This window comes from Bradyrhizobium barranii subsp. barranii (assembly GCF_017565645.3).
Taxonomy (GTDB): domain Bacteria; phylum Pseudomonadota; class Alphaproteobacteria; order Rhizobiales; family Xanthobacteraceae; genus Bradyrhizobium; species Bradyrhizobium barranii.
Genome location: NZ_CP086136.1, coordinates 8109590 through 8129745, shown reverse-complemented (window position 1 = coordinate 8129745; position 20156 = coordinate 8109590). Strand labels below are relative to the sequence as shown.

General features: G+C 59.3%; 28 protein-coding genes and 1 pseudogene. 10 read left to right on the top strand and 19 right to left on the bottom strand.

All coding sequences use genetic code 11. The annotated features are described in order from the left end of the window. Positions 1-1389: 1389 nt before the first annotated feature. Entirely contained in the window at positions 1390-1620 is a 231-nt protein-coding gene (locus J4G43_RS39550) for a DUF6894 family protein (RefSeq protein WP_038937287.1), read from the top strand. 62 nt (positions 1621-1682) lie between these two features. On the opposite strand, the gene J4G43_RS39545 is transcribed toward J4G43_RS39550, so the two are convergent. The 6 genes from J4G43_RS39545 to J4G43_RS39520 all read right to left on the bottom strand — a co-directional run bounded on the left by J4G43_RS39545 (position 1683) and on the right by J4G43_RS39520 (position 4879). After that, a complete protein-coding gene (locus tag J4G43_RS39545) occupies positions 1683-1901 on the bottom strand; it encodes a hypothetical protein (protein ID WP_075019321.1) in 219 nt (72 codons plus the stop codon). A 69-nt stretch (positions 1902-1970) separates the two neighbouring features. Further along, positions 1971-2201, bottom strand: coding sequence for a DUF6894 family protein (locus J4G43_RS39540; RefSeq protein WP_051664540.1), 231 nt, complete (start codon positions 2199-2201; stop codon positions 1971-1973). A gap of 205 nt (positions 2202-2406) precedes the next feature. After that, complete coding sequence (locus J4G43_RS39535; RefSeq protein WP_038937285.1) at positions 2407-2640, bottom strand: hypothetical protein; 234 nt, start codon at positions 2638-2640, stop codon at positions 2407-2409. A 79-nt stretch (positions 2641-2719) separates the two neighbouring features. Next, positions 2720-3463 (bottom strand): hypothetical protein, encoded by a 744-nt coding sequence (locus J4G43_RS55715; RefSeq protein ID WP_321576289.1) that lies wholly within the window; start codon positions 3461-3463, stop codon positions 2720-2722. 112 nt (positions 3464-3575) lie between these two features. Continuing rightward, entirely contained in the window at positions 3576-4241 is a 666-nt protein-coding gene (locus J4G43_RS39525) for a hypothetical protein (protein ID WP_208088250.1), read from the bottom strand. A 335-nt stretch (positions 4242-4576) separates the two neighbouring features. Next, a complete protein-coding gene (locus J4G43_RS39520; RefSeq protein ID WP_208088249.1) occupies positions 4577-4879 on the bottom strand; it encodes a hypothetical protein in 303 nt (100 codons plus the stop codon). Between the two features lie 247 nt (positions 4880-5126). Between J4G43_RS39520 and J4G43_RS39515 the strand changes: the two genes are divergently transcribed. Further along, positions 5127-5330 carry a CsbD family protein gene (locus J4G43_RS39515; RefSeq protein WP_028154667.1) on the top strand — a complete coding sequence of 68 codons (204 nt, stop codon included), beginning with the start codon at positions 5127-5129 and terminating at the stop codon, positions 5328-5330. 64 nt (positions 5331-5394) lie between these two features. Here J4G43_RS39515 and J4G43_RS39510 read toward each other — a convergent pair whose 3' ends face one another. Next, positions 5395-5601, bottom strand: a complete 207-nt coding sequence (locus J4G43_RS39510; RefSeq protein ID WP_038937278.1) for a hypothetical protein — start codon at positions 5599-5601, stop codon at positions 5395-5397. A gap of 569 nt (positions 5602-6170) precedes the next feature. Between J4G43_RS39510 and J4G43_RS39505 the strand changes: the two genes are divergently transcribed. Next, positions 6171-7514, top strand: coding sequence for an IS1380 family transposase (locus J4G43_RS39505; RefSeq protein ID WP_208088248.1), 1344 nt, complete (start codon positions 6171-6173; stop codon positions 7512-7514). A 166-nt stretch (positions 7515-7680) separates the two neighbouring features. Here J4G43_RS39505 and J4G43_RS39500 read toward each other — a convergent pair whose 3' ends face one another. Continuing rightward, positions 7681-7887: a hypothetical protein gene (locus J4G43_RS39500; protein ID WP_208088247.1), complete on the bottom strand. Its 207-nt coding sequence runs from the start codon at positions 7885-7887 to the stop codon at positions 7681-7683. A 318-nt stretch (positions 7888-8205) separates the two neighbouring features. On the opposite strand from J4G43_RS39500, the gene J4G43_RS39495 reads away from it, so the two are divergent. Then, a complete protein-coding gene (locus J4G43_RS39495; protein WP_097668860.1) occupies positions 8206-8412 on the top strand; it encodes a cold-shock protein in 207 nt (68 codons plus the stop codon). Positions 8413-8441: 29 nt separating this feature from the next. Here the strand turns inward: J4G43_RS39495 and J4G43_RS39490 are convergent, their stop codons facing one another. Then, complete coding sequence (locus tag J4G43_RS39490) at positions 8442-8747, bottom strand: hypothetical protein (RefSeq protein WP_208088246.1); 306 nt, start codon at positions 8745-8747, stop codon at positions 8442-8444. A 128-nt stretch (positions 8748-8875) separates the two neighbouring features. Here J4G43_RS39490 and J4G43_RS39485 point away from each other — a divergent pair, with 128 nt between their 5' ends. Both J4G43_RS39485 and J4G43_RS39480 read left to right on the top strand, forming a co-directional pair. Further along, positions 8876-9019 carry a hypothetical protein gene (locus tag J4G43_RS39485; protein ID WP_208088245.1) on the top strand — a complete coding sequence of 48 codons (144 nt, stop codon included), beginning with the start codon at positions 8876-8878 and terminating at the stop codon, positions 9017-9019. A gap of 112 nt (positions 9020-9131) precedes the next feature. Next, complete coding sequence (locus tag J4G43_RS39480; protein ID WP_208088244.1) at positions 9132-9383, top strand: DUF6894 family protein; 252 nt, start codon at positions 9132-9134, stop codon at positions 9381-9383. A gap of 10 nt (positions 9384-9393) precedes the next feature. On the opposite strand, the gene J4G43_RS39475 is transcribed toward J4G43_RS39480, so the two are convergent. The 5 genes from J4G43_RS39475 to J4G43_RS39455 all read right to left on the bottom strand — a co-directional run bounded on the left by J4G43_RS39475 (position 9394) and on the right by J4G43_RS39455 (position 14237). Beyond that, positions 9394-10662 carry an IS256 family transposase gene (locus J4G43_RS39475; protein WP_208083632.1) on the bottom strand — a complete coding sequence of 423 codons (1269 nt, stop codon included), beginning with the start codon at positions 10660-10662 and terminating at the stop codon, positions 9394-9396. Positions 10663-10821: 159 nt separating this feature from the next. Beyond that, positions 10822-11085, bottom strand: coding sequence for a hypothetical protein (locus J4G43_RS39470; protein ID WP_157789278.1), 264 nt, complete (start codon positions 11083-11085; stop codon positions 10822-10824). A gap of 75 nt (positions 11086-11160) precedes the next feature. Then, positions 11161-11835, bottom strand: a complete 675-nt coding sequence (locus J4G43_RS39465) for an AbiTii domain-containing protein (RefSeq protein WP_208088243.1) — start codon at positions 11833-11835, stop codon at positions 11161-11163. Between the two features lie 485 nt (positions 11836-12320). Then, positions 12321-12587 carry a hypothetical protein gene (locus J4G43_RS39460; protein WP_208088242.1) on the bottom strand — a complete coding sequence of 89 codons (267 nt, stop codon included), beginning with the start codon at positions 12585-12587 and terminating at the stop codon, positions 12321-12323. A gap of 381 nt (positions 12588-12968) precedes the next feature. Next, positions 12969-14237 (bottom strand): IS256 family transposase, encoded by a 1269-nt coding sequence (locus tag J4G43_RS39455; RefSeq protein WP_208083632.1) that lies wholly within the window; start codon positions 14235-14237, stop codon positions 12969-12971. A 186-nt stretch (positions 14238-14423) separates the two neighbouring features. Here J4G43_RS39455 and J4G43_RS55420 point away from each other — a divergent pair, with 186 nt between their 5' ends. The 3 genes from J4G43_RS55420 to J4G43_RS39445 all read left to right on the top strand — a co-directional run bounded on the left by J4G43_RS55420 (position 14424) and on the right by J4G43_RS39445 (position 16040). Next, positions 14424-14552 carry a hypothetical protein gene (locus J4G43_RS55420; RefSeq protein WP_256461336.1) on the top strand — a complete coding sequence of 43 codons (129 nt, stop codon included), beginning with the start codon at positions 14424-14426 and terminating at the stop codon, positions 14550-14552. A 135-nt stretch (positions 14553-14687) separates the two neighbouring features. After that, the gene (locus J4G43_RS39450; RefSeq protein WP_208088241.1) at positions 14688-14903 is read left to right on the top strand and encodes a hypothetical protein; all 216 of its coding nucleotides are present in this window, start codon (positions 14688-14690) and stop codon (positions 14901-14903) included. Between the two features lie 891 nt (positions 14904-15794). Next, positions 15795-16040 carry a hypothetical protein gene (locus J4G43_RS39445; protein WP_208088240.1) on the top strand — a complete coding sequence of 82 codons (246 nt, stop codon included), beginning with the start codon at positions 15795-15797 and terminating at the stop codon, positions 16038-16040. Between the two features lie 939 nt (positions 16041-16979). On the opposite strand, the gene J4G43_RS39440 is transcribed toward J4G43_RS39445, so the two are convergent. From J4G43_RS39440 to J4G43_RS39420, 5 genes and pseudogenes are all read right to left on the bottom strand, one after another. After that, the gene (locus tag J4G43_RS39440) at positions 16980-17144 is read right to left on the bottom strand and encodes a hypothetical protein (protein WP_157788389.1); all 165 of its coding nucleotides are present in this window, start codon (positions 17142-17144) and stop codon (positions 16980-16982) included. A gap of 79 nt (positions 17145-17223) precedes the next feature. Continuing rightward, positions 17224-17461, bottom strand: a pseudogene (locus J4G43_RS39435) (hypothetical protein). 112 nt (positions 17462-17573) lie between these two features. Further along, complete coding sequence (locus J4G43_RS39430) at positions 17574-18335, bottom strand: hypothetical protein (protein WP_208088239.1); 762 nt, start codon at positions 18333-18335, stop codon at positions 17574-17576. A 128-nt stretch (positions 18336-18463) separates the two neighbouring features. Beyond that, entirely contained in the window at positions 18464-18742 is a 279-nt protein-coding gene (locus J4G43_RS39425) for a hypothetical protein (RefSeq protein ID WP_208088238.1), read from the bottom strand. Between the two features lie 327 nt (positions 18743-19069). Continuing rightward, the gene (locus J4G43_RS39420) at positions 19070-19261 is read right to left on the bottom strand and encodes a hypothetical protein (RefSeq protein WP_208088237.1); all 192 of its coding nucleotides are present in this window, start codon (positions 19259-19261) and stop codon (positions 19070-19072) included. A gap of 394 nt (positions 19262-19655) precedes the next feature. Here J4G43_RS39420 and J4G43_RS39415 point away from each other — a divergent pair, with 394 nt between their 5' ends. Beyond that, positions 19656-20129 (top strand): hypothetical protein, encoded by a 474-nt coding sequence (locus tag J4G43_RS39415; protein WP_208088236.1) that lies wholly within the window; start codon positions 19656-19658, stop codon positions 20127-20129. Positions 20130-20156: the final 27 nt, after the last annotated feature.

The window sequence follows — 20156 nt, the reverse complement described above, 5'->3', positions numbered from 1 at the left end:
TGCACAGCGGTAAACCATCACTGCTCGGTCGCGCTTTACGTCCAGAACCGACGTGATGTAACGCGCGGGGAGCTTGCATTTAGGACATGGCGGTCCGAGTTGAGGTGCCCGCGACGATGAAAGCTCGGGGTCGCTCATGACTCTCACCCCCTCGAAGTTGCAGGTTCCTAAGTGCTACAGTGAACATTTGTTCCAACGGGAAAAATGGGCAATCGAATCGAACCAGCGTTCACTTTTGAACGGAGGCCGCCATGGACGTGGTCGAGCGCTTCTTCATCGGACTAGCGATCATGGGTGGTGCAGGTTTGTTGGCGTCGTTCGGCGCACTCCTTTTTATGTAGTTGGACCTGACACTCCGGTTCAAAACGTGACTTGCTTCGTCCAAAAACAGAACGGCAGCATCCCGCTGGTGAGGCGACGAATAATCACCCCTGCGAATAGCCGATACGAAATGAGCTAGCACAGCCAAGCAGGCGCCCCTTACAGGGATGCCCACATACCAGAGCTACACCTTTGGCCTGATGACGGGAGAAGTCTCTGATCCAGCCGGGCTCGTTCGTCATCTCCAGCTTCATGTCGCCTTCTCGGCGGTGGCTCCGTTCAGGAACGCGGGCCCGGACGTGGCTTGTCGGCCACACGTCCGACTAAACCGAGACGGTTTGTCGGGATTCGGACAGACGAGCCAGCGCCATTTATTCAGCCTGTCAGCCATTGAAGTGGTGTGATCGGCGGATCAGCCCGGCGGTCTCCTCCAAGGGCCGCCGGGTTTTTCCGGTTTGCCAGTGGCCAGGGGCTGACGCCGCTGCGTGAGTGGAGGCAAGTGGCTTGGATAGGAACGTTGGGCTAATTCCCCGATTGAACAGCAAAGGGGAGGACATCATGGTCCGTGACCTTTTGCTCCTGCTCGCCGTTTCAATCGTGTTGAGCGTATTTATCTGGAGCATCTTCGGAAATTGGAAAACAAGGCCTGGGCATCCGCGAGGTGAAGCATCACATTCTTTGAATGCCGCTGCGGATCTTTTCGACTGAGGTCTGAGTTCATTTGTATACGAGGACCGAACGCTGACGCGTCCGTCGCCCGGCGCCCACTTCAGCGCGGGCAGGCCCTTAAATCTCCTGCGCGCACTCTCGTGCGCCCAGCACGTTCTGCATAGGGTCAGCGGAGGATGGCCGTTCCCTCGAAGAACGAATGGCGAGCAGGCCGCCAAACTCAAAAAGCACAGCCAGTTACCCGCCGGGCCGGAACGTGAAGCCCTGCTGAAGCGAGCACGCACCGCCGAGACCGGTGCGCACTTGAGTGATTGGCTGACCTCTTCCGCGATGCGGCAACCAGACCCAAGCCGCGTCGACCGCTAGGAACGCGAACCTGCCGTTAAGCATTTTTCGGGCATGCCAAGATACTTCTTCCACATCATCCACGAACGCACCGAGATCGATGACGTGGGAGAGGAGCTTCGGGACAAGCACGCCGCGTGGAAGGAGGCCACAGTCACGGCCGGGCAGATGCTTCAGGGCATAGACGGAAAGCTGAAGCCGGGGCGCGATTGGCGTATGGAAGTGACGGACGAGTTTCAGAACACGATCTACGTCCTGCACATCCAAGCTGAGAAGCCAAAGTGAACGCTGACAAGAGCGAAGACATCCAACGCGAGGATGAAAGCGCGGCAGGTTGTCCAAGACGATCAGACGGTGCGCCAAACTAACGCACTCAAAATCAGACCTTTCCCATCCGGCTGATTGATCAGCATCTGCTTCACGCGCTCGGCTTCCGTCATGGTAAGGTTTGCCGCCAAGTCGGTCCCGATCAGAGCAGGTCCCTTACGTTCTCGATCATAAACCATCCAGCCGTTTCCACCCTGCCGAATAAGAAATCTCGACTGTGAAGATGCACGCTCATTCATGGTGGTCCACCAGCGCCTTAGATCTGTCGATCACGTACGGTTAGGCAGCCCTTCGTCTGCGGGACAGCCTCAAAGCTCTTCAAGCACAACAGTAGCGGAGGCGCGCAAGATAGGGCCGTGAGGATCTCGCACTTCGATAGCGAGCCGACCCATCAGAGAACGAGGCGCGCCATCCAACACCGATTGGCCCAATGCCTCAAGCGCCAGCCTTCTGGCAGCATCAACGTCCGGGAGATCGATGCCGTCATCGTCGATTTCGATACTGGTGTTGCTGTGATGGTCGAAGAAGTACTTGGGCATGGAGCATCAACCTGTCCGTAAAAGCCCAGTTCCTATTTTTCCCGACCATCGTCCTGTCCGTTCGGCCAGCAATAGGGTTTTTGTAAATTGCATTTCCCGTATCAGATCGGGAAAAAATGGCATTAGCAGGAACGTTCAAGAAGCTGGCTGAGTTGAAAGTCATGCGCCTCGCGTTCAAGTTTAATGTGCGCGGCGCGCGGCGCAGCTACGCTCCAACGTGCATGCGCAGCACGGCCGCGTGAGGATCGCGATGTACACGACTGCGATATGCGATGAGCTGAGACAGGTAGAGCGCGATGTCGTTGAAGGAGAGCGGCGACTGGCAGAGCAAGAAGCGCTTGTTATTGAACTGAAGCGGCAGGACCTTGATACGGCCAAAGCTGAAGCCGAACTTGAACGGATGCGCGACGAGCAGCGGCGTCGCGATCAGGATCGTCAACGTCTGCTCTCACGGCTGCAACCCTGAAGGAATTGCCGGCGAATGAGCCAACCTCCAGGGCAGCACGGGGCGGATTGGCCTACGCGGTGGAATTAGTCAGCAGATCTTCACCGGGTGGGATCAGCTTCACGTAGGTGCCACTTTCGTGCTTCCACAACCAGCCGCGCTCGATCGCGTGTTTGAGCCCGGCGCCAAATTCGCTGCCGCTGCCCTTCAGGTTGAACATGAACGACGCATTGATCCGTTCAATGTAAATGCGGCCGTCCTGCACGCCCTCGACGGTGGCTGCGAGCTCGACGAGCTTGCGCGCGGCCGCCTCGGGATCTGCGTAGGGTCGTTCTTCGGCGTGCTTCATCGGCTTGTCCCAATGGCCGCCTGCGCGGCGTAGCTGTGCTGGCGGTCGGGATAGCTCTCCGCCGGCCTCCAGCTGTCGAAACGTGGTCCCGCAGACGCAGCGCATCAGCGTGCTCCGGATTTCGCTGTCGAGCTTCTCGCCCCGCGCCCGCTTGGCCGCAACCTCGGCCCGCCAATCGCGGTCTTGACGCCATTCGGCGAAGGCGGCGTCTGGAATGGTGAGCCGCAGCTCGGACCACGCGGCCTCGAAAGCCTGGCGTGCGACTTCGAAGGTGGCGGCTATGCCACTCCGCCATGTGCCTGGCTCCATGCCGGGATAGAAGCCGATCGACCAAGCCCATTGATCGGCGTGCACAGGCACGCCGGCGCGCACGCCGATGGTCCCGATGCGGACGTCGCCGGAATAGATGTGCCAGGTCTCCTCGTGCGGATTGTCGGAGCGGCGACGGGTGAGGGCTGGCTTGATCATGCGACAAATTATGCCGCCGGCCCAGCCAGCGTCGAGGGCGGTATGGGTTTAGTTCCGGAGAATGGGCGGGCCGAAGCCCTGCTCGAGGGTGTTTCCCGAAGGTGGGCGGATCTCATAGCGTCGGCAGCGTTGTAGCGAACGTTGTGTAATTCTGGGCTAGCTCTCCTTTCTCGTTCAGCGAGAAATTTCTGTCGAACTGACCGAGAAATATTGAAGCGCCAGCCCCAGGCAGTCGGCTGATGGGGCCTAGGTTCTTGCCTCCGGTTGTTCGACCATCGAGTAACAGTGCTGCGTGCTCTGAACGGTAACTATGCAGGAACACCTCAAGGTTTGGAAAGGTATCGCCGAAGACCGAGCCCTCCACGTGCATCGTTTGGGAGCCAAGTTCAATCGCGAGATACACGCTTGTGTCGATATCAGGGGTTTTGGGTAATAGCGGCATATTTCCCGCCGTGCTTGCCTTGAAGATGACCTGACCGGCACGAGTCGAGGGAATAGTCGTCACACTCATACGAACTTTCGAGTGGCCGATGATCTCACCAAAGAGAAGTGTACTGCGATGCGTCCCGGAGGTGCCACCAAACCAGTAGAAAACTTCGACCTTATTGAACATCACGCAACCATAGGTGCGCGAAGTTGCTTTCAACGATGTGGAAGGTCCGCGATTGTCGCCTTCAAACCCAAAGCCAAAGGTCGAGAAAGGCGCATACCTACGGAAGTGCAATCCAAATGCAGGATGAGCGTTCGCTCGCGCTCGATCGTAAACGGGTGCCGCCATTGCCAACGCCCTGAAACGGTGTCAATCCCTGGGGTAGCTCGGGACAAAGCAAATGCAATCGCGCGTGATGCCGGAAAATTGCGGCACTTCTTCCGGCCGTCAATGCGGCTTATCGTCCGGATTGCTGCCAACTATGGAAACTGATCTGCCCTTTCCCATGCCAGGCGAATGTCCGCGGCTCGAGACCGGGAGAGGCACATCAGCAATCGCGTCGGGGGCAACTTACGCTGACGAGACCGCAGGTGGCGAGGGCGGTCAATGCCGCAGCAAGCTCCAGGCGACCGGAAAGAGCACAAGCGCGCCCATGCATATCAGCGTCCGGCGACCGATGCGATTCATCGCACCTCTGTTCGAGCCAATGGCATCCCAGTCTGGTAGTGGCTCAGTTCGAAATTTTTCTCGGCGGTGCCAGCTTCCGCCTTCCATGGTCGCGTGGAGAGAAAGCCAACAATTTGCAAAAGCGCGCCGACGATTATCAATTCGAGGCCGACAAACCTTGTCCCCGCTTCGAGCCGGTTGGGCGAGACGACTATCGATTGCATTGCTCGCGGAGACTCGCCGGGAGTAATGAATTCCGCCGTCAATTGCGCGCCAGTGGCCAGCACACCCAGAATAATCAGTGCTAACCCGGTGAACACAATAGTGGCTTGCGGCCACCGACTGCACCCCGTGGAGTGTGCTGTGCTTAGCAATAGCACTGAGTTGTACAACAAATGCTAAGAGGACCAAAGGTCGAAAGACAGCCTGGCGCTACCCGGCACTCACCGTCGGCGCGTCGGTCCACTTTTAAACACTGCGCCCGCGCCTGATTGACGCTATCCTCACCGAGGAACCAAGCGTCGGCGAGCTCCGTTGATCGATCTTAGTCGTTCAAGGAGGATCGCCATGGACTGGAACCGCGTTGAAGGCAACTGGAAGCAGATGAAGGGCAAAGTAAAGGAACAGTGGGGCAAGCTTACCGACGATGATCTCGATGTGATCAACGGGAAGCAAGAGCAACTCGAAGGGAGATTGCAGCAACGGTACGGCTACGCCAAGGATCAGGCGCAAAAGGAAGTGGATGAATGGTACGGTCGCCAAAAATGGTGATGACGGACATTGCTGGCTGAAGTCCGAAGGGCCGCTGTCTCGGAGCAGCGGCCCTTGTTCATTACTACGCCGATCTGATGATTTGGTTCTTAGGGCGGTCGGCGATGCGTAGGGGGCCGATCATCTCTAGCAATAGAGCGGCTAGAACCACGAAGCGGGCGTTAGCGGCTAGCGCATGTGCCCCAGCGGAATGCCAAGCTTCAACGCTTTCTGGCGCAGCGCCGAAGACGACGATGATTACCGAGATCGCCTTGGCAATCGCTTTGTCCATCGCTCGAAGCGCGGATTGTCGCCATCCGACTCTCTCGCGCCTAAAACGTTCCTAATGTCCCGTCGGCCGCGTACCACTAAGACTGGCGCGGGTTCTGGCCGGTGATTTCCTAGCCCGTCTTATTCGCGAGAGGGCGCCTGAGAGGCTGGCGAGCGTGGTGTAAAGCGCTGATGCGGCGTAGGATTCGGTTGCGAAGCCACCCCATCACCTTCAACCGCGAACGCCACGCCCGCCATGACCGATGATACGATTTCAGACCACTATCGAGAAGCAAGAATTCAACACAAATAAAACCTCTGCCTCGCGCTCGATCTCTTCATGCTTGATAGTCTCGTTTCGGAGGCTGATCACCTACCGCGTCTAATAGGCCGCTCGCGCCGGTTTCTTTGGACGCGGCACGACCGCGACTCCACGTTTCGGCACAGAAATGATCGGGAGTCACTCAATCTTTCTTCAACTTAACCCGTCTTATTCGTAAGAGTGCGCCTGAGGGGTAAAGCGCTGATGCGGCGTAGGATTCGGTTGCGAAGCCAACCCCATCACCTCCAACCGCGAACGCCACGCCCGCCATGACCGACGATACGATTCCGCCCGTCTCGTTTCCAGCCGTTCACGCCAAGAAAGTCACAGCTGCCTTCGATGGTGGGCGCCTAACCTCGAACGGGGGCGTGATGCTTCTGGCGATGGCCGAGCGGCGTCTCGGTTTGGCCAACAATCTGGCCCGGGTGTTCCCGGATCGGCGCGATCCGACGCGGGTCGTGCACAGCCTGGTCGATATGTTCCGCGCTCGCATGTTCGCGATCTGCTGCGGCTACGAGGACGCCGACGACCTCGATCATCTGAGGTCCGATCCGGCATTCAAACTGGCCTGCGGTCGCCTACCGGACACGGGCCGGGATTTGTGTTCCCAGCCGACGCTGTCGCGGCTGGAGAATGCTCCGCGCCTGCGCGACGTGATCCGGCTGACCTACACTTTGGTCGACGCATGGATGGATAGCTACCCGCGCGAGCCGGCATCCGTCACGCTCGACATCGATGATACCTGCGACGTCGTCCACGGCCATCAGCAGCTCTCGCTGTTCAACGCTCATTATGACGAACGCTGCTTCCTGCCGATCCACGTCTACGACACGGAGAAGAGCCGGCCCGTGGCCGTCGTGCTGCGGCCCGGCAAGACGCCGGGCGGCGTCGAGGTGCGTGCCCATCTGCGCCGCCTGGTACGGCATATCCGCACGCGATGGCACAACACGCAAATTACGTTCCGTGGCGACGGGCACTATGCCCGGCCGGAGGCCATGGCGTGGTGCGAGACCAACGGCATCGACTACATCTTCGGTCTGTCCGGCACCAAGCCTCTCGCCAGAAAAGTCGACGAGGTCGCCGACGACATCCGCACCCGACGCGCCATCGAGAACCTGCCGGTTCTGCGTGGCTATACCGAGACCCGCCACAAGGCAAAGTCCTGGGATCGCGAACGGCGCACTGTCGCCCGTATTGAGGCGACGATGCTCGGCCTCGACATCCGCTTCGTCGTCACCAGCCTCGATGTCGGCTCGGCCGAGTGGATCTACGACAGCCTGTATTGCGCGCGCGGCCAAGCCGAGAATCTGATCAAGCTGCATAAGACGCAGCTCGCCTCCGATCGCACCAGCTGCCGTTCGGCGCTCGCCAACCAGGTCCGTCTCGTGCTCCATACGGCCGCTTATTGGCTGATGCTGACCGTGCGCGACGCCATTCCCAAAGCCCGGGAATTGGCCGCTGCCGAGTTCGCGACGCTGCGTCTTCGGCTCTTGAAAATCGCCGCCCGTGTCGTCGAGACCACGAGCCGCATTCGCCTTGCGTTTGCCGCGGCATGTCCCGAAGCCGACCTGATCTGCGGCTTGCCCGGCGCGCTGCTGCCGCTCGGTCCTTGACCGGCGGGGCGTCCGCCCCCGTTCGCCCAACCCATCCCTCAAGCGCGTTGCAAAGTACCGGTCGTCAGGCGGCGAAAAGCCGAAGGCAATCCTGTGCGCCTCGTCAGACAAGATGTGCGGCCGCATCAATCGGGCCCAAAAGCCGCACTCTCACGAATAGGACGGGCTAGCCAGCGTGGTTACCTGGGGCACTTGATTGATCGCACTGCGCTTCGCTTGAGCACGAGCCGACCAGCATCTCCAGCTTGGATTGCTCCTCGCTTAGGCGCCGCTCGACAAACTGGCGCTCGGACTCCGTCAAATTGGTTTGCAATAAAAGGCGATAGCGTTGAATATTTTTGCGATGTGCACGCGCCAAATGGTCGTCGATCATCGTGTCTTCCTGTAATGGATACACTAACCCCATTCCATCGCTTGCTTGACTTGGCACGCGACCCCGCGCAGCACGGCAAGACATCGCAGGAGCGGAGTATCTTCGCCCGCTCGCGTCCATGGTAGTGAGCTTTTCTTTCCCAATCTGTGAACTAGTTCACATTCCCAGCGCCGGGCCGTCGCCTTCAGATCGCTTGCCCGTTATCAGACCATTGATTGCTTCGAATACGCTGCTCGACGTTCCAGCGCTGCGGGATTTTGCTTGTCAGCCCCAAGGCGGTCGACCTAGGCTATATTCTGGTTCAACCGGGAGGCGGACGTGGCGACGGGCATTGTGAAGTGGTTTAACGCAACCAAGGGATTCGGTTTCATCCAACCCGATGACGGTGGACAGGATGTTTTCGTGCATATTAGCGCAGTAGAGCGCGCCGGCCTATCGGGCCTGGCTGAGGGGCAGAAGGTCTCTTACGAAATCCAAGTTGATCGCAAGCGAGGCAAGAGCAGCGCGGAAAATCTTCGCGTCTGACGGCTGCCGCGACCATAGCGTGCGGTTGATCACTGCACCTTTTGTCCGAGGTCTCTCAGGAGCGCGTGGAGAAAGTCACTGGCATGGTCGTATCGCGCGTTGCCATCTGTGATTTGACGGGCGCGCGGCTCTATTAAGCGGCCAACGGTTTCGGAGCCGAGTAGCTCAACTCTGTCTGACCACTGCAGCAGCAAACTATCGGGAATGTCTTCCGCAGATCCGAATAGCTTCAAAAGGCAATGTTCGCCCTCAGGTTTATGGTCGTGATGAGCCTTCGCCGCATAAAAAGCGAACAATCCGCGAAAGGCATCACGGGAAACGGCAGGTTTTCCCATCGTAATGTCCTTGAAAAATTAAGTTCTCAATGGGAGCAAGTCTGAAGCCCTCGTGCGGGAAAAGCTAGCAAAAAATCCAATCTCGCACTGCCAGCGCAGGTGCCAGCGGTGGCGGCGTGGTGGCGCCCGTGACCATCAGCATCGATGCTCGCGGCGCCGATGCCGCCGGCCTTGCACGGCTGCAGACGCAGATTGCCCAGCTTAAGGCTGAACTGCCCACCCGCGTTGTTGCGGCAGTGAAGGACGCAAAGACGCGGAGGAGGGCGGCGTGAGGTGGATGACGCGAGCCCGTTTGCTAGCGCCGCTGTCGCACGGACCCTGTCGTTTTTGACAGGTGCGGACCTCCCGAGATGAGCGCATGATCGGGGCTAAAGGGCCGCGGCTATGCGACGTTACTACTTCCCAATCTTCCACAACGGCGAGACACAGGCGGACGAGGTCGGAGAACTATTTGGCTCCGCTGAACTAGCGGTCCAATACAGCGCCCGTATCGCTAAAGATATCGCCAGCGATCCCGAATATGACCGTGGTGCAGGCACGGTTGTGATCGTGCTCGACGACTCCGGTGCAGAGGTCGCGCGGCATGGCGTTGAGGCGGGCGGAAGCGGTGGAGGAGCTATGGCTGATTTTGGGTGACGCGGCCTGATCAGGCGGCGTGGCTTTCAGTGTTCGGAATGACTTCGATTCCGTCGATGAACTTTACACCGGCGATGACTTTCGGCAACTGGTTCGTGCTCTTCAATCGCCGCCAGGTCTTCGATGCGGCGTCGATGAGCTTGAACACCATCAGCTTCGCAGTTTGTTGCGACAGCGATCCCTTGGTCCGCACCGTTCGGTGGCGCACCGTGGCGAAGACGCTCTCGATCGGGTTCGAGCTGCGTAGGTGGATCCAGTGCTCAGCAGGGAAGTCGAAGAAGGCGAGCAGCGCATGGCGATCCTTGATCAGGCACTCCACCGCACGTCCGTATTTGACGTGGTATTTCTCGACGAAGACGTCGATCGCGGTTTCAGCTTCGGCCCGGTGTGGGGCCAGATAGATGTTCCGCAGGTCGTTCTTCATGGGGCCCTGCACGGATTTGGCGACCTTGTCGAGTACGTTGCTCACTTTATGGCACCAGCATCGTTGGTGCCGCGTGCCGGGAAAGGCCTCGTCCAGTGCCTTCCAGAAGCCGAGGGCGCCGTCGCCGATGGCGAGTTGCGGGGCAATCCGTAACCCGCGTTGCCGCAGGTCGATCAGGAGTTCGCGCCAGCTCTGCGCGCTCTCGCGCACGCCGACCTGGAAGCCGATCAGCTCCTTCTTGCCTTCCGGCGTGGTGCCAATCAGCACCAGCATGCATTCGCTGTGATCTTCCATGCGGGCCTGCAGGTACACGCCATCGGCCCAGATGTAGACATAGCGACGCGCCGACAGATCGCGTCTCTGCCAGCGTTCGTACTCGACCTGCCAATCGGCCTTCAGGCCGGCGATCACCGAAGGCGACAGGTTCGGCGCATCCTTGCCGAGCAGCGCCGAGAGCGCCTCCTGGAAGTCGCCGGTCGAGATGCCGCGCAAATAGAGGACCGGGATCAAGGCATCCAGGCTCTTCGTCCGCCGCGCCCATAGCGGCAGGATTGCCGAACTGAAGCGGAGGCGGTCGCCTGGCCCGCTCGCTCCGCGGTCGCGGACCTTGGGACGAGCGACCTCCACCGGACCGATGCCGGTCGCAATCTCGCGCACCGGACCGTGCCCATGTCGGACCAGGCGCGCTCGACCGTCGGGCAGCGTCAGATTGGCCTTGCTGGCCAGAAACGCGCCAACCTCGATCTCGATCGCCCTGGCAAGCAGGTCCCGCGCGCCGGCTCGAACGATATCGGTCAGTGGATCATCAACCGCGGACGGCTGACGGAAAGCAAGAACATTGGTAGTCTCGGTCATGGCGTATCGCTCTCCTCGAGAGGTTCTGGCAGGCTCGTCACCCGCCTCGATACGCCGCCTTCCTCACACCGTCATCACCCAGATTCCGCCATAGCTCGCGGTGGAGGTGAGGGGGCTTAGAAAGTGAGCGAATTCATTCTAATTGCGTCTAGGTTCAGTCTATCCATCGAAGGAAACGAGCCCTTCAAAAAGCCTGACGACAGTATCAATGACTGCCTTCTCCTGTTCAAACGGGAGGCCGGTGACTTCACCGTTCTTGGCACCAAGAATAAGTTTTTGCTGAAAGTCGATAACAACCTGTGAGCCGTTCAGCGCGTGCATCTCGACGACTGCCTGTCTAAGCGCCGTCCACAGATGCAAGATCACCAGCGCATTCTGCGGTCCGTTCAGTTCTTCTGAACGCATTTCAATTTTATCAGTCATCTCTTCCTCGCCAGGTAATTGCCGCCTAGTTCGCCTTGTCTGTTTGAGGCGCGGGCGGCGGGGTCGCTGTAAGGTCTATAGCGGGATACCAAGATATTGGCTCAACCAGTGCAGGGCAGTGCGCTTTGCGACCTCGACGCCCATCCTGACACCCTCTTTGCCGATGTATTTGCCAATGTCTGCTGCCCACGTCCTGGCGTTCTCGGCCTTGGTATCCGCAGTCTTGTGTTCAATGCTCTTGCGCAGTTCATCAACGCCTTCATCAGTAATGCCGAGTTCCTTGAGGGCGTGGATGAGTGAACCTAGGTCGTTCTGATTGACGCTCTGCTGAACTACTTGCGAAGCGTGGGCGGTGTTTGTCGCGATGAGATTGTTTCCCCCATAGAATATCTGGACTACGGATCGGTCGATGTCGGCAGCTGGGACGACAGATGCCGAGGACGCGTCTTCCGGCAGACTGTCCCTGAGGTCTAGGGCGAAGCGTAGAACCCGCGTACGTACCTGTTCAAGCAGGGCAACGAGGACTGAACCCGGAATGTCTTGCCATGCGCGCATCAGGGCCGGTTCGCCACCCTCGAAAATCAGCCTCGAATACTTAACGACGAGCGCCTGATTCCAGGGCAAGTGGGCGTCGCTGTCCTGGTTCGGTCGCGCCTCGTAGGAGGCGGCCGGCTGATGCAGATGAACCCTCTCCATCATCTTGCGATGCTCAGGTGACAACACCAGCAAGGAAAAGGGATGACTCTGCATTCTAACCGTAAGACCGTAAAAGTCGCCTTTGTTGATGCAGTTGACCGCCCCTCCAGCAATCTGGAAGTGATGACGGTCCCAGAGACCACATAATCTCCGCATGCAGCGCAGTGAAAACCATCGCCGTCATGAGTTTTCGGTAGCGGCTCAGCAAGTTTCCCGCAGACTGCGCAACGCATCGCTTCACTCCAGTTTTAGGTTGGCGAGACCAGGGCGCGCTAGAATCGGCGGGACCATTCGTCCAGCAGTCTTTCGATCTTGATTAATAGCGCCATTTCAGCCGCGCCAGCCTCGATCGTTTTCTTCGAACGTCGGAGAAACACCGTTAGATCATCAGCAAAGTCAAAGGGTCTACGTGGTGATGTGGATTTAGCCAACTTCCAATAGGGAGTTTGAATGGCCGCGCCCGGGCGGTGTGCCCGCGATCTGTCAAATATCAGTTTTCCATCCTCGTCCGATATTCTTAGACTGGAAAACTCGGCGAATCAGGACGCGAGACTCGTTTTAGTAGTCTCGTCTACGGCCTCCAACAATCTTTGAGGAATGCGCGCGTCGTTATGGGTGCCAAAATGATCCAGCACGCGTACTGCACAGTCATGGACGAGAGCCTTTGATGTGGCATCCAGCGCCGCGATATCACGCTTGACGATTTGCTTTCCCGCCGATCTAGCCGGCGACTTCGCCGCTGCGCGCCGCCTCTTGATATCGTCGATCAATTGAAGAATCGGGCGTTCGTGATTGATGCGGGACATGATTCTTTTGTTGGGAGATGTGCTTTCGATCAGGTTTGCTTAGCGCGTAGCGCCTGCCGCACTAGCGTCCTAATGGCTTCTGGTCTCGTCGGGGCAGAATCCTGCTCAGCAATCCAATTGTCGACGGCTGACAGGTCGTCGGGCTGCAAGCGAACCTGTATCTGTGCACCCTTACCGGTCGCGGGAGGGCCTCGCTTTTTTCGTATTTTCACGGCTTGGCGCTTCATATAATCTGTGGTACCACGATTTTGGAGCCAGTCAAATGAGCCGGACGACAGTGGAAGTAAATGACTGACTTAGATCTTAATGCTAGCGCGGGTATCGATCTCTCCACGCAGTTCTGTGCAAGAGCTATGGCTGATTTTGGGTGACGCGGCCTGATCAGGCGGCGTGGCTTTCAGTGTTCGGAATGACTTCGATTCCGTCGATGAACTTTACACCGGCGATGACTTTCGGCAACTGGTTCGTGCTCTTCAATCGCCGCCAGGTCTTCGATGCGGCGTCGATGAGCTTGAACACCATCAGCTTCGCAGTTTGTTGCGACAGCGATCCCTTGGTCCGCACCGTTCGGTGGCGCACCGTGGCGAAGACGCTCTCGATCGGGTTCGAGCTGCGTAGGTGGATCCAGTGCTCAGCAGGGAAGTCGAAGAAGGCGAGCAGCGCATGGCGATCCTTGATCAGGCACTCCACCGCACGTCCGTATTTGACGTGGTATTTCTCGACGAAGACGTCGATCGCGGTTTCAGCTTCGGCCCGGTGTGGGGCCAGATAGATGTTCCGCAGGTCGTTCTTCATGGGGCCCTGCACGGATTTGGCGACCTTGTCGAGTACGTTGCTCACTTTATGGCACCAGCATCGTTGGTGCCGCGTGCCGGGAAAGGCCTCGTCCAGTGCCTTCCAGAAGCCGAGGGCGCCGTCGCCGATGGCGAGTTGCGGGGCAATCCGTAACCCGCGTTGCCGCAGGTCGATCAGGAGTTCGCGCCAGCTCTGCGCGCTCTCGCGCACGCCGACCTGGAAGCCGATCAGCTCCTTCTTGCCTTCCGGCGTGGTGCCAATCAGCACCAGCATGCATTCGCTGTGATCTTCCATGCGGGCCTGCAGGTACACGCCATCGGCCCAGATGTAGACATAGCGACGCGCCGACAGATCGCGTCTCTGCCAGCGTTCGTACTCGACCTGCCAATCGGCCTTCAGGCCGGCGATCACCGAAGGCGACAGGTTCGGCGCATCCTTGCCGAGCAGCGCCGAGAGCGCCTCCTGGAAGTCGCCGGTCGAGATGCCGCGCAAATAGAGGACCGGGATCAAGGCATCCAGGCTCTTCGTCCGCCGCGCCCATAGCGGCAGGATTGCCGAACTGAAGCGGAGGCGGTCGCCTGGCCCGCTCGCTCCGCGGTCGCGGACCTTGGGACGAGCGACCTCCACCGGACCGATGCCGGTCGCAATCTCGCGCACCGGACCGTGCCCATGTCGGACCAGGCGCGCTCGACCGTCGGGCAGCGTCAGATTGGCCTTGCTGGCCAGAAACGCGCCAACCTCGATCTCGATCGCCCTGGCAAGCAGGTCCCGCGCGCCGGCTCGAACGATATCGGTCAGTGGATCATCAACCGCGGACGGCTGACGGAAAGCAAGAACATTGGTAGTCTCGGTCATGGCGTATCGCTCTCCTCGAGAGGTTCTGGCAGGCTCGTCACCCGCCTCGATACGCCGCCTTCCTCACACCGTCATCACCCAGATTCCGCCATAGCTCTCTGTGCAAAGACCTACTATACCGGCCTAAGAGACGCGGGCTGCGACCCCGTCGTTTACGCTCTTCACATCCATCTCGGGGAGTCCTCGGTGAGCAACCTCAACAAATGGGCTGCGCGGCACGATCCGGACGGCGCGCTGAGGCTGGAGTGTGCGCGCGCTGCGCGGGCCAAGCGGACTTCAGACGACGAGATCATTGCGCTCGGCATCCGTCAGTAGCTGAAAGGTCACTGGCCCGCCTCAGCGCAAGTTGGGGCGGGCTTATTGTGCTACTTAGCTTTGTCTTCCGCTGATATTGCGGATGCTAAAATCGAACAGCAATTTTTCAGTAAATATTTCAGGAGGGGTCCCGGAATGACTAAGCTAATTTTGATTGCTTTTGTTGCTTTGGTTCTGACCGCCGCCGTTGGACAGGCTCAGCAGGGCGCGCTTCGCAACCCGCAAAAATGGGAGAAGTGCCGGCAGCTCGCTACCGAACGCGGCTTTTCGAGCGCAGGCGGAATAATGAAGGGACAAGGTCGCGCCAAGAGAGAGTTTGTGCGAGCCTGCATGCAGGGGAAGCAAAGCTAACTGGCGATTGCTGCGCTAAACTATATCATCGGCGGCCGGTCGTACCTGACACCCATCGAGCCCGCGCCGCCGAGGCCCGCTCCAGTCGCGAAGCTGGGGCGGGCTCCTTATTTTCCACCGCAGTAGGCGGCCCAATCATCCATCAGCGCCCGGCGCTTCTTGAGGGCGTCCCCACGCCGCTGAAGGCACCCCGTCCGAAGGCGGGAGTGTTTTTCTTTGCAGGGCGGGGCGTTGTCCTTCCGTTCCGACTTCGCGGACGGGTAGATCGGTTCCTATCGCTTCCGTCGTTCCGTTTTGGAAAGCTCGTCTAGAAACCGCTCAAGCGCTTGGTTGCCCGCATGTTCGGCTGCCATTTGTGATTGAAAACCACCTGCGCCGATCCTGATCCCCATCGGCGTGCTGCGCCTATGCAATTCCCACCGCCAAGGGTGCGGACGCAATCCAGTATCGGTGATCTCAATGTAATAGTCTGGCGCCGTTGCCATAGATGGAGAATATATCGCAGCGCGCCAAAGGGAATAGGAACTCGCTTTAACGGCGAACCAGTTGAGTCCCGAACGGGGCCTCGCAAAGGGGTGGGGATCCTACTTCCCACCGCAATAGGCGGCCCGTGTGGCGGACCGGCGATCGGGTGCTGGCTGCTGTTGAGGCGTTGCGCTAAGCTAGATGCCGGCGGCAACGATGCCCCCAGCCTCCACCGCCGCCAGGCCCGTCATCCGCGGCCAATGAGGATGGCGGGCCGCCTCTATTATCTCTAGGGTCCGCCATCGGCGGCTCCGGCCGTGACCCCAGTCTCACCTATGCTGCCAAGGACCGCTCCAGTCGCGAAGCTGGGGCGGGCTACCGCTTTCCCCGGAAGCGCGCTAAGCGTGCACCAGCAGGGGACGTCACATGTCAGACAAGGCCCGCGAGTTTATCGATTTCTGGGCTGAGAACAGCATCCACGCTGTCGAGCAGTACCGGACTGCGGGCGCGTCGCAGGATGTGGCGGAACTAACGCGGCGTCTCATCGGAGCTGCCAAAGGGCAGGGCATTTCGGAGGCCGATTTGCGGGCGGCGATTGGCGACATCGCCGCCTACAAAGAGCTTCTGAGGGCTGCGAACACGGCTGAAAGCGAGCGACTTCAGTCTACGTAGGTGCGCCGCAACCCTTGCGGATGGTCAGTCTCCTTCGCGCTATTAGCCGAGCTGACGGCAAAGATTGGCCGGCCCTCATTCGAAGACCCAAAGTAATGTTACGCTTTAGACCACGCACGCTTCTGGGTAAGACATCTGATCGTGCTTCTTTGACTAGAACTATGGCGCTCGGGGGTGAGAGGGCTCTTCGGGCAAATCTTTGATTTTAAAAGGAAAGTATTCAACCTTGGCGGGAATCACTCCCTCTCCGCCACCTAACAATCAGCGCCGATTGATGCCCGGTAACATCGCCCAAGCGACAAGGCTGAAATTGCGCGGTTTTGAGGGATTGAGCTTCGCGTTACGGTAACAAACCCCAGCAATTTCAACGGTTCTGACCAGACTACGAATCTGAGGGTCGGACGTTCGAATCGTTCCGGGCGCGCCATCCGGCTTTGATTCCCTGCATTTTTCTAGCGACGCTCAGGCGCGTCACCGAGTGTTACTGTAAGCGTTGCCATAGGGCAGCGTATGCGGTGCCCGGAAGCGCTCGACATAGCGGCCGGACCGGATCTTGCGAGAGTCGTTCATCTCGTCTGCGGCAACGTCCATGGCCCACGGTGTATCGCAGGGGCGAAGTGGGTCCAGAGTGTCGCGTCTTCTCGAGGGTGCCGTCGATGTCCTCGCCATAGGCTTCGTGATCGCCCAGCAGAGCCCTCGTCTGGATCAACGCACATCCGACGGCGGAATGGGTTGCGCGTCAAATCACGGAGGCATTTCCCTGGGATCAGGCTCCGCGCTACCTCATCCGGGATCGCGATCGGATCTATGGCAGCGTCGTCACGCGCCGAATGCGCTCCATGGGCATCCGCGACAGGCCTACTTCAGCGGCCTCGCCGTGGTAGAATGGAGTTGCCGAACGGTTGATCGGATCGATCCGCCGCGAGTGCTTAGATCACATCATCGTTTTTGGTGAGACGCATCTACGGCAACCTGATCGCGCGATAGGTTCTCGATCTCACCAATGCGCGACCAGAAGAGCAGCGCCGCGGGCGGCCATCCGCGCTTCCAGAGGAGCGCGACCGGCAGGGGCGTCGATGAGCCGTGGGTCGCCACTTGGGTCATGCTGAATTCCTCACTGTGCGAGGGTCGTGCTCACATAAGATCGCCTCAGCGCGGAGGCGCTGGGAACCGCAAGGCGTCATCACAACATGCTTAGATCGCTTGGAACGTCACCGAACTTGCGGATGATCCTGGCGTCTCGGAAATCCCCCGTCGCCGGGTTACCCGTCCGGCTGAAGGCGAGCGCGCCCACATAGCCCGGCTTGTGTGAGAACGCCTCGGCGCGCATCACCGCACAGTTCGGATTAAAGCACTCGACAGCCTCGCCAGGCGCGATGCCGTCACCGGTGGCGACAGACGTAGTAGGTGACCTCGGACATAAGGGATCTCCCAAATACCTAAAGCCTTTCCAGGATTTCGCAGAGGGTGTCCTGCTCCTCGTCCTCGAGCGGGCTGAACGGGTTGCCTTCGCGCGCCGCAAACGATTCGTAGTCACTGGTTCGCCCATCCGGCGCGCGAGCCCTCTGCACGTACTTCATCCCCGAAATTGCGCTTGAACGCCTCAATCGACCAACCATCCGCGATGAACTCGCCGACGCCATGCCATAGATGTTTCCAGCCATTCGCTGGAAAACCGACCTGCGGGTGCGCGGACCCGTTGGCGATGCGCCGCAAGACGGCCATTACCTCGGCCATACCAACCTGGTCCGGCGGCAGTGGCGGAAACTGCCTCATCGCTGGCGGATGTTTCCGTGCCTCGGTCAGGATCTCGCCGATCCTCGGCAGCAGCGGGCCGTGGTCTTCTGCTGCGTCCCACACCCGGACGGAGGGGGCCTCTCGCGCGTCCTCAAACGCGTCATCCGAGACGCGCCGGCGACGCCAGTCGCGCCAGAGCCTATCGATCGCATCGAGCCAGGCGTCCGCCCACTCGCCGGCCACCGGCCGACGCCATAAAACGACTAAGTCAGGCCCGTTCCACTCGGACGACGCGGCCGCTCGAAGCTTTGCGTCCAGCCTGATCCGGTCGCACTCGTTCATGGCCCAAGTGCGGGCATCGCGTATTTCGAGCTTGACGCGAGGCCCCATAACATATCGGACCGCCTTCTGATCCCAGCTGTGCTCCTGCCGGATCGTCGCTGCGGATGCGGGAATGCCCTCTGACTCGAATGCGGCAAGGACCGGGCTCAATTCCGCGTGGTCGGTTGCCAATCCCATTGGGTCGCAATCGTCGTCGTCTGACGTGCCCTCACTCATCTCGAACTCCTGTCACCGACAGTATCGGCAGAGCGCACTTCCCAGGTCTGTGATCTCGGCCAGTAAGTCGCGCCAACCCTTTCGATCATGCGGCGGACGAGCAATTCGCGGGTGGACTCGACGTAGCCTTACCCGACGTCGCTCGAATTCGGCGGGGTAGCCTTCACGACCTCCGCCGAGGCTTTCGCCAGCAGAGCCCATACCGATTGCGCGCGAGCGTGCCCACGGATGACGCATCGAACGGTGCGCGACGGAGTGCCGACAAGCGGATTGCTGGTCTCGTTTGCCTCGATCCGATAGTCGGAGATTTGAGCCAGATCCGAAATGTTCGCGATGCTCATTGCAGCTATCGTACGCCGCATGGGCTCGTACCCGCCCGGCACGAGATCGACCGTGATCACCAGCATCCTTTTTGTCCCCGCGAGCCAGCGAAACACACCTTCGAACGCGCTGTGACACCATCGCGCGCACCTCAACAATAAACGATGGACAGAACAAATCACGAACATACGCGCAAGTCAACACACTTATATAATTATATAAGATTTTGCAGATCACTCCGCGCGATCGCTGCGAGCCACCGGCGGATCATTTGGGATTTAGGTCTGCCCGTTAACGGGCGGTCGAATTGCGGTCAGTCTCGACGCACCGCGCTGGCTTCCAGGCAACAGCGTTCAATGAACGAGCCGAGAGGAGCGCTAAAATCGCTCCGCATCCACGTTGTGATGCGCGATCTACTTACTCTTGCGGTGGTCCAGCCACTGCCGAGCAGCTTCCTCCATTACGTCCCAAGCGGCACGATCATCTTCCAGGGCGGCTTGCTTGACGGCCTTGATCACATCGGGGTCCATCATCGTCAGAAACTGGCGGCGATGTCCCAGTGGCGTTCTCTTGCCCCGCTTTGCCGCTTTCTTCTTTTCGATCATCCCCAGCTTCGTGCTGTTCGCCTAACAGCAGCAAGGTCCCACGACTTGCACATGACCGCAAGCGGAGCCCGCAGTCTGTTAGCTACGACCGAAATTTGGACGGCGAATACCCCGAGCGGTGCCCGTATCTGGTTGATACATATCAAAATCTTGTTGCTCTTGCGTAATCTTATAGTCTTATATAATTATATAAGACGTGCTGTTTGATCGGGGAGCAGGGAATGAGGGATTGGCGAATCACTCTAGTCGGATCTCATCCGCAGCTTTTCCATCCACCCGCAAGTAGGCCGGATCTTTCGCGGAAGTTCCGAAGTGTGGTGATGGGTGGCGCGACCTTCTGGAGTGCGCCTGCAAGCGGATCGAGGCCGCACTCGGGAAGGGGGAGAGGTTCTCAGTGAGAGAAATCAGCCAGCGTCGCGGGACGGTGCGCTTCTACTGGAGTGGCAAGCTTCGGGCCTCATCGCGTGCAGTAATCGTCGATGCCATCAATCGTGCCGAGGCACGTTCGCACTGCACATGTGAGGAATGCGGTGAGGCAGGCTGCCTCTATCGGACGACAACCGTGATGATGACCCGATGCGCCGTGCACGCTAGAGGGCATCCCATACCAAGCGAGTCTGGCTTTGAGAACGTCCATCTCGTCCAGAAGGTAATTGATGGCGGCACCAAAGTCGTCGTTTGTCGCTACGACCGGGCCGGCGATGAGTTTGTTGAAATCTGCTCGCCAACCCAAGGCGTGCAAGCCAGACCTTTGGTCGAATCCGTTGGATCAATACCTGTAGAATCCAAAGTCAGCCGCGGTGGTGTTTGGGACGTCGTCGGCACATCAGCGCAGGAAGACATCCTAATTCCTTTTGCGCCCCGATAGTCCGCGACGATCGAGCTGCTTCTTCAG